Annotated in this window: 10 protein-coding genes; 4 read left to right on the top strand and 6 right to left on the bottom strand. The window is 62.1% G+C overall.

Translation table 11 applies throughout. The features are described 5' to 3' along the window. The first annotated feature begins 50 nt into the window (after positions 1 to 50). Together dnaG and rpoD are read left to right on the top strand one after the other, a co-directional pair. Positions 51 to 1,814, top strand: coding sequence for a DNA primase (dnaG, locus tag ACFPN2_RS17650; RefSeq protein WP_380598827.1), 1,764 nt, complete (start codon positions 51 to 53; stop codon positions 1,812 to 1,814). A gap of 128 nt (positions 1,815 to 1,942) precedes the next feature. Continuing rightward, complete coding sequence (rpoD, locus tag ACFPN2_RS17645) at positions 1,943 to 3,793, top strand: RNA polymerase sigma factor RpoD (protein WP_380600161.1); 1,851 nt, start codon at positions 1,943 to 1,945, stop codon at positions 3,791 to 3,793. Positions 3,794 to 4,041: 248 nt separating this feature from the next. Here rpoD and ACFPN2_RS17640 read toward each other — a convergent pair whose 3' ends face one another. From ACFPN2_RS17640 to ACFPN2_RS17630, 3 genes are all read right to left on the bottom strand, one after another. After that, positions 4,042 to 5,262, bottom strand: coding sequence for a winged helix-turn-helix domain-containing protein (locus ACFPN2_RS17640; protein ID WP_380598825.1), 1,221 nt, complete (start codon positions 5,260 to 5,262; stop codon positions 4,042 to 4,044). A 160-nt stretch (positions 5,263 to 5,422) separates the two neighbouring features. Continuing rightward, a complete protein-coding gene (locus tag ACFPN2_RS17635) occupies positions 5,423 to 6,478 on the bottom strand; it encodes an MBL fold metallo-hydrolase (protein ID WP_380598823.1) in 1,056 nt (351 codons plus the stop codon). Between the two features lie 126 nt (positions 6,479 to 6,604). Next, positions 6,605 to 8,443, bottom strand: coding sequence for an SLC13 family permease (locus ACFPN2_RS17630; protein ID WP_380598821.1), 1,839 nt, complete (start codon positions 8,441 to 8,443; stop codon positions 6,605 to 6,607). Positions 8,444 to 8,630: 187 nt separating this feature from the next. Between ACFPN2_RS17630 and ACFPN2_RS17625 the strand changes: the two genes are divergently transcribed. Next, positions 8,631 to 8,909, top strand: a complete 279-nt coding sequence (locus ACFPN2_RS17625) for a hypothetical protein (RefSeq protein WP_380598820.1) — start codon at positions 8,631 to 8,633, stop codon at positions 8,907 to 8,909. Here the strand turns inward: ACFPN2_RS17625 and ACFPN2_RS17620 are convergent, their stop codons facing one another. The 3 genes from ACFPN2_RS17620 to ACFPN2_RS17610 form a co-directional block, all read right to left on the bottom strand. Further along, positions 8,910 to 9,500: a DUF4136 domain-containing protein gene (locus ACFPN2_RS17620; RefSeq protein ID WP_380598818.1), complete on the bottom strand. Its 591-nt coding sequence runs from the start codon at positions 9,498 to 9,500 to the stop codon at positions 8,910 to 8,912. Positions 9,501 to 9,630: 130 nt separating this feature from the next. Further along, on the bottom strand, positions 9,631 to 10,173 hold the full coding sequence (locus ACFPN2_RS17615) for a methylated-DNA--[protein]-cysteine S-methyltransferase (RefSeq protein ID WP_380598816.1): 543 nt from the start codon (positions 10,171 to 10,173) through the stop codon (positions 9,631 to 9,633). Positions 10,174 to 10,203: 30 nt separating this feature from the next. After that, positions 10,204 to 10,710 (bottom strand): MgtC/SapB family protein, encoded by a 507-nt coding sequence (locus ACFPN2_RS17610; protein WP_380598814.1) that lies wholly within the window; start codon positions 10,708 to 10,710, stop codon positions 10,204 to 10,206. Between the two features lie 115 nt (positions 10,711 to 10,825). Here ACFPN2_RS17610 and ACFPN2_RS17605 point away from each other — a divergent pair, with 115 nt between their 5' ends. Continuing rightward, positions 10,826 to 12,811, top strand: a complete 1,986-nt coding sequence (locus tag ACFPN2_RS17605; RefSeq protein ID WP_380598812.1) for a lytic transglycosylase domain-containing protein — start codon at positions 10,826 to 10,828, stop codon at positions 12,809 to 12,811.

Genomic DNA, 12,811 nt, shown 5'->3' with positions numbered 1-12,811 from the left:
ACCCAGTCGGGCCCTATGCCGGCCTCGTTGCCGCGCATACTCTTGTATTCGTGTCCGGCCTCATCCCCAAACATTTCATCGAGGATTTGATCTCTCGGGTCGACCTGGTCGAGCTGATCGGCAGTCGCGTGCCGTTGAAAAAGCACGGCAAGGAGTACAAGGGCTGTTGCCCCTTCCACGGAGAGAAGACCCCGTCGTTCACGGTGGTCCCGGATAAGAACTTCTATCACTGCTTCGGGTGCGGCGAGCACGGCAACGCACTCGGCTTCCTGATGAAGCACGACAACCTCGGCTTCATCGATGCGATCGAGGAGCTGGCGGACCGGATCGGTGTCGAGGTGCCGCGTGAGCAAACGCCAGGCCAGCGGCCGCCGCCGTCGGATGCATTGTTCGCGACACTGGAAAAGGCAGCGGCCTTTTACCGCAGCGAGCTGATGAACACGGCCCGTGGTAAGGACTATTTCAAGGCGCGCGGCCTCACCGGAGAAACCGCGGCGACTTTTGGCTTGGGATACGCCCCGGATGCCTGGGATTCGGTACTCAAGCTATTGGGCGGCAGCGACGCTGAGCGGTCGCGGCTGCTGCAGACAGGATTGATCATCGAGCGGGACAACCGTTCAGGTCATTACGACCGGTTTCGGGACCGGGTGATGTTCCCGATCCGCGATGCGCGCGGGCGCACTATCGGTTTCGGCGGGCGCGTGCTCGATAAAGGCGAGCCCAAGTATATGAACTCGCCGGAAACGGAACTGTTTCACAAAGGCCGGGAGCTTTATGGCTTATATGAAGCCCGACAGGCGAGCCGGACCCTGACCCGGCTGTTGATCGTTGAAGGTTATATGGATGTGGTTCGTCTCCATCAGGCCGGCATCACTTATACCGTGGCCACGTTGGGAACGGCCACCACACCGGAGCATCTGGCACGCGTGTTCCGCATCTGTAACGAAGTGACGTTCTGTTTCGACGGCGACCGCGCCGGCCGGGCGGCCGCGTGGAAAGCGCTGGAGAACTCGCTGAGCCAGGTGCGCGAGGGCCGTCAGATCCGGTTTTTGTTTCTACCCGACGGCCACGACCCGGACACCCTGGTCGGCGAGGAAGGTCGCGAGGCGTTCGAAGCGCGAATCAAACAGGCGATGCCGTTGTCTGAATATTTCATCAATCACCTGAGCGCGCAGGTCGATGTCCGCAGCATCGACGGGCGGGCCCAGCTGGGGGCGCTGGCACGGCCATTGCTTGAGCGCATCCCCGCCGGAATTTTCCGTGAATTGCTGGCCGACGAAGTAGCCAAAACCGTCGGCCTGAAAAGCGGCCGTTTGTCGTCTATGTTAGGTGAGGGCGCGGAAACGAAACCTCCGGCCGTGGAGCCGGTCCGTACCACTGCGAGGCCGCAGGTTCAGGCGGGCCGGCGCACTCTGATCCGGCAGGCCATTTCTTTGTTGGTGCACTATCCGCAAATTGCCGACAAGGTGGTTCTGAACCCGGCCCTGAGCACCCTCGAAAGGCCGGGAATTGCCTTGTTAATCGATTTGATCGAGGAACTAGGCCGCCGGCCATGCGCTAACACTGGTGCGCTGCTTGAACGCTGGCGGGACCGCCCCGATGTTGGGCACCTGGCGACATTGGCCGCTCAGGAGTGCCTGGTCGATGCCGCCGGCGCCGCCAAAGAACTGGCCGGTGCGGTCCAGCAGCTTGGCGATGAGGCGGCCCGGCTCCGAACCGACTTTTTGTTAAAGAAGGCGGGCCTGACGGATGCGGAAAAGGCCGAGTTACAGGGGCTGCTGGCCCGGAAACCTCCGGTCGATACTGGTGCGTGAACGCGAACCTAGCGCCCGGAAAACGATCAAAGTACACTGCGCGGTCTTTTTAAGCCCGCCCACCCCCGACAGCACGTGAGGGCCACGACTTGAGCAAAACCTTGGCAGCAAAAAAGGAACCGGCGCAGATCGCCGATGAGCGTCAATCGCAATTGAAGCTGCTGATTGCCCGTGGCAAGGAGCAGGGCTACCTGACGTACGTCGAGGTCAACGACCATCTGCCCAGCGAAATCGTCGATCCGGAGCAGATCGAAGATATCGTCAACATGATTAACGACATGGGCATTACGGTGTACGAAAAGGCACCGGAATCCGAAGCCCTGTTGTTGGCCGAGCCGGTGGTCGCCGACGAGGAAGCCGCCGAGGAAGCCGCGGCCGCCCTGGCCACGGTCGACGCCGAATTCGGCCGCACGACCGACCCGGTCCGCATGTACATGCGCGAGATGGGCACGGTGGAGCTGCTGACCCGCGAAGGCGAAATCCGTATCGCCAAGCGCATCGAGGAAGGCCTGGACACGGTGCGGGGCGCGCTGTCCAGCTATCCCCTCACCTACAACTTCATGCTCAACCAGTATGAGCAGGTGAAGGCCGGCCAGGGCCGCCTGGTCGACATCATCACCGGCTTCATCGACCCGAACGCGCCGGACGAAATCGCCGCGCCGGTCAATCCGAAGCTGGCCGCCGCCGCCGCGCCTCAGGAAGACGAGAACGAGGACGAGGAAGGCGAAGGCAGCAGCGAGGACGAAGAGACGCTCGAGACCGGTCCGGATCCGGAAGAGGCGGCGCGCCGCTTCGTGTCCATCGCCAAGGGCCACCAGCAGGTGCTCAAGGCCATGGCCGAGGACAAGACCGGCAAGGACCCGAAGTCGGTCAAGCTGCGCAAGAAAGTCGCCAGCGAGTTCATGGAGCTCAAGCTGTCGCCGAAGATGTTCGACGCGCTGATCGTGCAGCTACGCGACAACGTCGCCGAGATCCGCAACCTCGAGAAGCAGATCATGATCCTGTGCGTGCGCGATGCCGGCATGCCGCGCAAGGACTTCATCTCGACCTTCCCGAAGAACGAGACCAACACCAAGTGGCTCGACAAGCATATCCGCGCCAAGCGCAAGCACTCGGCCGCGCTCGCGCGCCTGCGTGAAGAGATCGAGAAGCAGCAGAAGAAGCTGATGTCGCTCGAGGAGCGCGTGCACCTGACGATCGCGGAAGTCAAAGAGATCAACCGCGAAGTGGCCGTGGGCGAAGCCAAGGCCCGCCGCGCCAAGAAGGAGATGGTGGAAGCCAACCTCCGTCTGGTGATCTCGATCGCGAAGAAGTACACGAATCGTGGCCTGCAGTTCCTCGACCTGATTCAGGAAGGCAACATCGGCCTGATGAAGGCGGTCGACAAGTTCGAATACCGCCGCGGCTACAAGTTCTCGACCTATGCGACGTGGTGGATTCGCCAGGCGATCACCCGTTCGATCGCCGACCAGGCGCGCACCATCCGTATCCCGGTGCACATGATCGAGACCATCAACAAGCTGAACCGCATCTCGCGGCAGATGCTGCAGGAGATGGGTCGCGAGCCGACGCCGGAAGAGCTGGCGGTGCGCATGGAAATGCCGGAGGACAAAGTCCGCCGCGTGCTCAAGATCGCCAAAGAGCCGATCTCCATGGAAACGCCGATCGGTGACGACGAGGATTCGCACCTTGGCGATTTCATCGAGGACACTTCGGTGGACTCGCCGATCGACTCCGCGACGATGGAAAGCCTGCGCGAAACTACGCACTCCGTGCTGGCTGGCCTCACTCCTCGCGAAGCGAAGGTTCTGCGCATGCGCTTCGGTATCGACATGAATACCGACCACACGCTGGAAGAAGTGGGCAAGCAGTTCGACGTGACGCGCGAGCGCATTCGTCAGATCGAAGCGAAGGCGCTGCGTAAGCTGCGTCATCCGAGCCGCAGCGAGCAGCTGCGCAGCTTCCTGATGGATGACTAGCACTAAAGTTCAGCTTTCTTAAGTGAGCTGACAAAGCCCCCTCACGGGGGCTTTGTTTTTTGGAGCCGAACCCACAATAAGCACTTTCTACAACGGGAACCGACCTCCTCGTCCTCGCGTTTTTTGACAGACGAGACATGTTGGAGACTGCGGCAATGAGCGTGCTGTTTTATATAACCATGTTTATCGTGATGTGCGTGTTCGGCTGGTCGGTTCGCGGCGCAGGCTGAGGTCACATTCACCTTTGTTCAGCGCGGCTTCAGCCTTTTCAACTCGCGCATGAGCTCACCCTTTCGACTCGTAACGGTGTAATTCTCCAGACCCAGCCACGCAGCCAGTTCGCTCAATTGTTTCGCCAGCGGCTCAATGACGTTCCCTGGTTTGATTCCCGGCTCGACGCTGCCGCCCTTCACTTGCAGCACCCCACCCTGCCGTTCCGATTTCAAATCGACGCGTCCGACGATGCGATCGCCCAGTAATAGCGGCAGCACGTAATAGCCGTGCAACCGCTTGTGACTCGGCGTGTAAATCTCCAGGCGGAAATGAAAGTCGAACAAGCGCTCGGTGCGCTGACGCTCCCAGATCAACGAATCGAACGGCGATAGCAACGCCGCGACATCTGCGACTTTGCTCGCGCGTGGGATCTTGGCTTCGTGATGCAGATAGCCCTGCTGTTTCCAGCCTTCCACACTGACCGGCATGAGCTTGCCCTCTTCCACTAGCTCACCGAGCCGCGCCGCCGCTTCCTTCGCCGGAAGCCGAAAGTAATCGCGCAGATCGCGCGCTGTCGCCACTCCCATGGCTCGGGCGCCGATCATCGTCAGCTCGCGCTGTGCGTGCTCTCGCGAAGGCACGGGCGCATTTCTCACCGACTCGGGCAACACGCGTTCAGGCAGGTCGTAGATGCGCTCGAAATTGCGCCGACGCGCGGTGGTCACGTCCCCGATCCAGAACAACCATTCGAGGATTTCCTTGCCCTCGCTCCAGCCCCACCAGCTGCCTTTGGATTTGCCGGCGCCCGTTAATTCACTCGCGCCCAGCGGACCGCGCTCGCGGATTTCATCGATGGCGGCTTTCACCAGATTTTGGTGACTGGTCGCATAGCGTTTGAGCCGACCCCACGTGCCGACGCCTTTGCGGGCGTCGTCCATGCGCCAGCGGAACAATGGATAGGATTCGACGGGGAGCAGCGAGGCTTCGTGGCCCCAGTACTCGAACAACAAACGATCGTCGTAAGCCGCGCGCTCGAGCAGCGCGCTTTTGTATGAGCCGCGACGGGAGAAAACGGGAAGGTAGTGCGAACGGACCAGGACGTTGACCGAATCGATCTGCACGACGCCCAGGCGTCGTACGATCTCCGCGAACGCTTTACCACTGCGTGGCGCGCTGCCACCGCTCAGGAATTGTTGAGCCGCTATGGCCGCCCGTCGCGCTTCGCCAATCGAGAGAGAATCCTTCGCCGCGCCCATGCCGACCCCGACAGCCCGGAAGGCGCGCAGTGTAGCCGCAAACCCTGACGGCGCCCGCCGCTTTTGGGGTGCCGCGCCCGTCGCCTCCACACTCCGCCGGGACTCGGCCTAGGAAGCTGCAGTCGCGGCCGCGGGCCGAAGGCCCGCTGGCTGAGGTTGGTTATGAAGTCGCTGTTGCCGGCACATTGCTGGATCGAGGCTGATGTTTGAAACGCCACCAGGGTTGCGCGGCCTGATATCGATCCAACCGGACCGGCTCACCGATACGCGGCATGGTGAGACGAACGCCGTGCTGTGCCGACAGCGCCAACATCTTTTCCATTGGCTCATCCCACGCGTGGAAGGCCAGGTCGAACGTAGCGTTGTGAATCGGCAGCAACCAGTCGCCACGCAAATCCTTATGCGCCTGCATGACCTGCTCGGGAAGCATGTGCACCCCTTGCCATTGCTTGTCGTACGCGCCCGCTTCCAGCAATGTGAGATCGAATGGCCCATGCCGCCGGCCGATTTCGGCGAAGCCGTCGAAATAGCCGGTGTCGCCGCTGAAGAAAATGCGATGCGTGCCAGTGTAGATCGACCACGACGCCCACAGCGTCGGGTTCTTGGCAAACAAGCTGCGGCCCGAGAAATGCTGAGCCGGCGTCGCAGTGAACTGAATCCCATCCACCTCGATGGTCTGCCACCAATCCAGCTGATGCGTCTTCTCAGCGGGAATGCCCCACTCAATCAGCTCATCGCCCACGCCCAGCGGCGTAAGAAACTTACTCGTCTTGGCCTGGAGCTTGAGCACGGTGTCGCGATCGAGATGATCGAAATGATCGTGCGACAGAATCACCGCCGCCAACGGCGGCAACTCTTCCAGCGAGATCGGCGTCGGCAGGAAACGTTTCGGCCCGGCCCACTGCACCGGCGAAGCGCGCTCGGAAAACACCGGATCGGTCATCCAGAATTTGCCGTTCAACTTCATCAGCACGGTCGAATGCCCGAGCCGATAGATCGAGCCATCCGGCGCCTGATCCAGCTGCTCCCGTGTCAGCGGCGTCACGGGCAGCGCCTCGGGCGGCACCGTCTTGCTGGCGTCCTTGAACATGAACTGCCACCACAACTTCACGATCTGCCAGCCACCCGGCTGCTTGGGCTTCGTGACATTGTGAAATTGACCGTCACGAAACTGACTGGAGGAATAAGCCGGTCGATTGCCGTAGGCCGCGCTCATAGCGACAACTCCCAATAACAACACCCAACCAATGAGGCGCATGGGAGCTATCTTGCCTCGGGAGACTTAGCGCAGAGTTAGGCGAAGCTGGCAGGTTCTTGCCTGATCCTGCAGATGTGCGGGGAATCACCCCAACGGGTAAAAATGCGGCAGCACCCACGTCAGTGCCAGCCACATGATCAGCGTCAGCGGCAAGCCGACACGCAGGAAATCCCCGAACGAATAGCCACCTGCGCTATAGACCAGCAGGTTGCAGTTATCGGCCATCGGCGTCGCGAAGCCCATGTTCACACCGAACATCACGGCCAGCACGAAGGGCTCGGGGGCGAGGCCCAACTGACGCGCCAGCTCAATCGCAATCGGTGTGCCGATCACCGCCGCGGCGCTGTTGGATATCACACTGCTCATGATCGCCATGAACAGCATCGTCGCGCTCAGCACAGCCACGGGTGGCAACGACTTCGCTAGAAGCGCGCCGACTTGCGCGATGAAGGCAGCGCCGCCTGTTGTCACAAGGGCGAGGCTCAACGCCAGACTCGCCACGGTCAGCAGGATCATCGACGAGTCCAGCGCTCGCGTCGCGTGACGCCACTTCAAACATCCGGTCGTGACCATCACCAACACGCCGCAGATCGCAGCGATGGCGACCGGTGCGATTCGCAACGACGCGATCACGACGATGCCGGCCATGATGCCCAACGCCAGCGGCGCCTTCGCGGTCAGCGGGACGTTGCTGGTCGCATCGAGCACCAGCATTTCGCTCCGTTGTTTGAGCGCCTCGATCTGCTCCGCCGGCCCCTGCACCAACAGCACATCGCCGACGCCCAGGCGCACGTCTCGCAAGGGGGTCGTCGGACTCAGTGCTTCTTCTTCGCCGGGCCGGTGAACCGCGAGGGGGATCAGTTGGTAGTGCCAATCGAAGTTGGCCTGGGCCAGCGTGCGATCTCGCAACGGCGATGCAGGTGTGAGTACCAATTCAGCCGTCTGCTGATCCGGCGCTGTGAGCGGATGCTCCGCGTCGACGCGCACGTCGCCAGAAAACAGCGCGGCGCCAAGAACGCGCGAATATTCCATCAACTGTTCCGACGTATCCCGCACGGACAGCTGATCGCCGGGTCGCAAGATCACATCGGGCAACGGTGTAATCACCATATCCGCCGACCGCCTCACCGATACGACAGACATCTCGCCCTGCGTGAGCTTCTTCGCGTCCGCCAACGTCTTGCCCGCGACAGGGCTGGTCTCTGTGATATGCAGCTGCGCGTCGAAAATGCGCGGCGAGGTGTTCACGAACGACGGCTGCTTATCGGGCAGCAGTCTCGGCGCGACCAGCCACAAGAACAGCAGTCCCGGAATCGCCGCCAGCGACGCTGGCGCGATGAAGTCGAACATATGGAAGCGCTCGATACCGAGACTCGCCGCGCTGCCGATCACCAGGAGGTTGAGCGACGTGCCGATCGGCGTGCCCATCCCGCCGATCTGCGACGCGAACGTCATGGGCATGAGCAACTTCGACGGCGACATGCTCGAGCGCATGGCCACCGCCGTGAGGATCGGGATCATCAACACGACTTGCGGCGTGTTGTTCATGAATGCGCTGATGAACGCCGTCACGATGATCACGACGCCCATGGCCAGCAGCGGACTGATCTGCCACACCCGATGCACGACGCGCCCGATCGGTGCTAGTGCTCCAGTGGCGACCAGTCCCTGACTCGCCATCACCAGTGCGCAAATCGCAATCAACGCCTCGTTGCCGAACCCGGCGAAGAACCGGATCGGATCCAGCTCACCGCCGTCCGGCACCCGGTACGGAAACAGACTGAAGCCGATGGCGAGCGCCGCCACCACCAGCAGGCTGGAAGTCTCGATGGGCAGGGAGTCGCGCGAGAACAGATAGAGCGCGACCAGGGTCAGCACCATGACAGCGATCGCGTGCGGGTCCGGCATGGGAATCGTTGTCATCGCGGCCCAATGAACGACGCCGCGTCAGGGTTCCAGAACGGTCACACCCCAGGGTCATAATCAGGGATTACGGTAAGTCGCCGGATTTCATAACTCTCGCGACTCGCGTGTGTGAACTGCGTTGCAGGCTCGGGCCACGCAGCTCTGGCAGCATTCAAGGGTCGAAGTCGAATGAGGGCGTGAGTTTATGAATCCGATCGCCGAGATCTCCATCGATCTCACGGCCCAGGAGTTGACCGATCCCTCCTCCGTCACCCCGCTCGCCCCCACCGAAATCGAAGTCGACGATATTTGCGAGTTCGATCCCCTGCTCAAGCCGCTGCCGGCCGCCAACAATGACGGCGCGGTGCTGTCGCCGGCCGACCCGCTGCCGGATCCGGCGCTCGACGACGACACCATCGAAATCGAGATCGAGCTGAGCGCCGAGCAAATGGACTCGATGCTGAGCGGGATGCCGATTCGCTAGTTACATGTTCGGCCGACCGGGATATTGACGCATCAGCTCGGTCACGACGCCATTGATGGCGACCTTGGGATTCTGCAGCTCGTCCTCGCTGACCCGGCCCTCGGCCACCCCTTCCCACACCAGCTGCTTCTTCTCGGCATCGACGATGTCGAGGTTCAATGTGCCGACCTTGTATGTGACCGTGCGGTCTTCGTCATACATCGGCCAGGCGTTGTACAAGCCGTAGCGATAGCCGTAATAGCCATAGCCCACCGACGCGCGGGCATCCGGGCGGATCTCGGTGCGCTCGCGGGTGTTCATATAGAAGTTCACGAGCAGATCCGGATGGTCCTCGCTGTATTTGTAGCCGCGAGCTTCCATCTGCGAAGACATGGCGCTCTTCAGGTAGCTGGTAACCAGCGTCGAATAACCGCCGCGATCGGTGCCGGTTTCCTTCGGGAAGCCGTAGGTCCGATACACGGAAAAGTCCGCCGACCGGTCGTAGTCGATCCGGGTCTTGGGGCCGCTGGTGGTGGCACAGCCGGCGGCAAATAAGGCCGCCGTCAGCGCGAAGGCCGCGGCCACCCGTGAAAAATTGCGCTTGAAGGACATGATTTACTACCTCGTCCGCATCGGCTTACTTATTAGTCGCATCGTCCCTGTGCGAGTTCCGACGCGACGTGTTACCAAATATTCATCCTGACCGGCTATATGGCGGCTGAACCGGGGGCTCACAAGCCTGTCATAGAGCTAAAGAGCCCTGGCCCCGCTCCAGGTCCAGCAGAATTCGTTTGCGCCACAGGCCGCCGCCGTAGCCCCCGTCGCCGCCATCGGCGTTGATGACCCGGTGGCAGGGAATGACGATGGCGATGGGATTCGCGCCATTCGCATAGCCGACCGCCCGCGTCGCCAGCGCGTCGCCGATGTGCACGGCGAGCTGCAAGTAGGACCAGGTCTCGCCGTGGGGAATTTCGCAAAGGGCCGCCCACACCCGCTCCTGAAACGGGGTGCCAGCAGCACTCAGCGGCAACTTGAACTCCCGGCGCTGACCCGCGAAATATTCCGCGAGCTGCACTCTTAGATCGCTCAGCAGCGCACTGTCGCCACCTCGCAAAGTCGGTGCGTGCTGTGCCCGCAATTCCTGGAGCCGTTCTTCCAGCCGATCGGCGTCGCAGAACGACAGGCCGCACAGCGCGCTATCGGTTGCACGAGCAATCAGCGGCCCGACCGGCGATTCATACCAGGCGATGTATCGCAGCGGCTCGGCAGTAACAGCGGCATTCACGGGCGCGCACGTTACACCAGCGCACCCCTCTCAACTAGAGCCGTTCGGATCCGGCTTGTCCGGCTTGGTGTTCATCCGCTTTTCCAGCTTCGTCACGACCACCAGCACGGTCGTTGCAAGCACGGTACCGAGGAACGCGATGAAGTAGTAACCGGCCCCGCACGCCAGCCCGAGCGCACCGGCCAGCCACATGCTGGCGCCAGTCGTCAGGCCATGCACGCTGCCGCGACTCTGGATGATCGCGCCCGCGGCCAGAAATGCGACGCCGGCGGTCACCGCGTCAATGATACGAACCGGATCGGCGGTCTTGGTGCCGTCGTGGCCGGCGAACTGAACATGAATCTCGAAGGCGATCACAGTGAACAAAGCGGCCGCCAGCGATATCAAAATATGCGTGCGCAGACCGGCTGGCTTCTGGCGCAGCTCGCGGTCCAGCCCGATCAGGATGCCGACCACCACCGCGGCCAGCACGCGCAGCGTGGTCTCCCACGGCGGCAGCGTCGTGTGGTGACCCCCCAATTCAACGAACAGATCCATTGGGCCGGAACGTGGCGGCCGGCCGTAGGGTTCCTCTGATGCGCTGTGCTCAGTCGCTTAACCGCGCCAGCGGCCGCAATGGCCAGGCGCGGCATTTGCCATTAATCTGACGACCATGACTCGATTCCGGCTGATGAAATCGTTGCTCGCGTTGACCGCGCTGTCGCTGACTGGCGGCATGGCGCTCGCCGCCAAAGACCCGTTCAAGCACACACGGGACGTTTTCAAAGAGGCGTACGCCGAGGCGCTTGCTCAACCCACCGACGAGAAAAAAGACAGCGAGGCGCTGCGCAGCTACCCCTTGTATCCGTACTTGCAGGCCGCGCGGATCAAACGAGCGCTGTCGGTGGCAACCAACGAGCTCGGCCCGGTCGATCAAAGTGCCGAAACATTCATTTCCTACTATGAACGCGAGCCGGTCGGGCGCGATGTGCGCGGCGCCTGGTTGGCGAGTCTCGCGAGCCGTCAGCAGTGGCAGCCGTTCCTGAAGCACTACAAGGATGAATCGGCCAGCGACTCGCTGCGCTGTCAGAGCTTCACTGCACGCATCGCGCTGGGACAAACGCAGGATCTGTCGCTCGACATCGCGCGCCAGTGGCTCACGCCCGCCAGCCTGCCGGACTGCGAGCAAGCGTTCACCTGGATGCGCGCTCAAAACGCGCTGACCCCTGAGCTGATCGAGCAACGCGTGCGCCGCGCGCTGGAAATCAACAATCCGAGCTTCGCCAAGCAAATCGCCACCAGCCTGCCGCCCGACCGGGCCGCGCCGCTGCTGCGATGGGCCGCGCTGCTGGAAAATCCACAAAAGCAGATCGATGCGTTGATCGCGTCGCCCGCCTTGGAAGTCGAGCCGAAAGCGCAGCTCGCCGGCTGGTCGCGGCTGGTTCGCGCCGACAGCGACGGTGCCATCCGCCGCTACGAAAATTTTGTTCGCGCTCGCAAGCTCACCGCCGAGACGGCGAGCCCCTACGCGCTGGCACTGGCGCTCGGATTGTCCTGGAGCCGTCGCACCGAAGCCCTCGATTACTTCAAGCAGGTGCAGCTGAAAGATTTCGACGACGTGGCGCGCGAGTGGCACGCCCGCGCCGCTTTGTGGGCGGGCGATTGGAAACTCGTCAGCAACATCATCGCAGCCATGCCCGATCAACAGCGCGCGTTGGCACGCTGGCGTTACTGGGCAGCGCGTGCCACCGAGAAGACGGGCGATCCGAAACTCGCGCGTGAGCTGTATGAGTCCGTGCTGATCGACGACAACTTCTACTCCATCATGGCCGGCGCCCGGCTGGATCGGCCCGTGGCGCCCCATCCTGAAAAGCTGGTGCTGGATCAGGCGCAGGTCCATCGCATGGAACAACTGCCGCCGATGGTGCGTGCTCGTGAACTGTTGATGAGCGACATGCGCAATCAAGCGAATGCCGAATGGGCGTTCGGCTTCGATCAATTGATGGACTCGGCGCGCACGCAGGCCATTCATCTCGCCGCGCGCTGGGGCTACTACGACCAGGCCATCGCGACGGCGAGTCAGCAGAAAGTGTTCAACGATTACGAGCTGCTGTATCCCCAGCCTTACGATGCGGAAGTATTGTCCGCTGCGAAACTGACGGGACTCTCGCCGCAGCTCATCTACAGCGTGATGCGCCAGGAAAGTTTGTATCGCCGGGACGCGCAATCGTCGGCCGGTGCGCGTGGCCTGCTACAGATGTTGCCGGAGACCGCTCGTCGTACCGCCAGCAAATGGAAAAAGCCGCGCCCATCCGCTGACGACCTGTTCAATCCCGTGATCAACGTGCCCCTGGGCGCGGCCAATCTGCGGGGATTGGTAGATAAGTTTGGCGGTCAAACCATCGTGGCCCTGGCGGGCTACAACGCCGGCCCCAACGCCGCCGCGCGCTGGATGCCTTCGGAATCGCTCGACCCCGATGTCTGGGTCGAAAACATTCCCTACAACGAAACCCGCAACTACGTGCAGCGCATCCTCTGGCACAACGTGGTGTTCTCGTGGCTCAAGACCGGCGAGCCGCAAAAGGTCGATGGCTGGCTGGCGCGCATTGCTCCGTTGAGCGATTCGGCGATGCTCGGCCTGGCCGAAGAAGGAACCTGA

It is taken from the genome of Steroidobacter flavus (assembly GCF_042651805.1).
Taxonomy (GTDB): domain Bacteria; phylum Pseudomonadota; class Gammaproteobacteria; order Steroidobacterales; family Steroidobacteraceae; genus Steroidobacter; species Steroidobacter flavus.
This window is presented reverse-complemented; position numbering and strand designations above follow the sequence as displayed.

What these genes read in the sequence shown, in the direction of transcription:
- ACFPN2_RS17630 (WP_380598821.1), bottom strand. Translation starts at nt 8,443, where the DNA reads ATGACAACGATTCCCATGCCGGACCCGCACGCGATCGCTGTCATGGTG.
- ACFPN2_RS17605 (WP_380598812.1), top strand. Translation starts at nt 10,826, where the DNA reads ATGACTCGATTCCGGCTGATGAAATCGTTGCTCGCGTTGACCGCGCTG.
- ACFPN2_RS17620 (WP_380598818.1), bottom strand. Translation starts at nt 9,500, where the DNA reads ATGTCCTTCAAGCGCAATTTTTCACGGGTGGCCGCGGCCTTCGCGCTG.
- ACFPN2_RS17640 (WP_380598825.1), bottom strand. Translation starts at nt 5,262, where the DNA reads ATGGGCGCGGCGAAGGATTCTCTCTCGATTGGCGAAGCGCGACGGGCG.
- ACFPN2_RS17610 (WP_380598814.1), bottom strand. Translation starts at nt 10,710, where the DNA reads ATGGATCTGTTCGTTGAATTGGGGGGTCACCACACGACGCTGCCGCCG.
- ACFPN2_RS17625 (WP_380598820.1), top strand. Translation starts at nt 8,631, where the DNA reads ATGAATCCGATCGCCGAGATCTCCATCGATCTCACGGCCCAGGAGTTG.
- ACFPN2_RS17635 (WP_380598823.1), bottom strand. Translation starts at nt 6,478, where the DNA reads ATGAGCGCGGCCTACGGCAATCGACCGGCTTATTCCTCCAGTCAGTTT.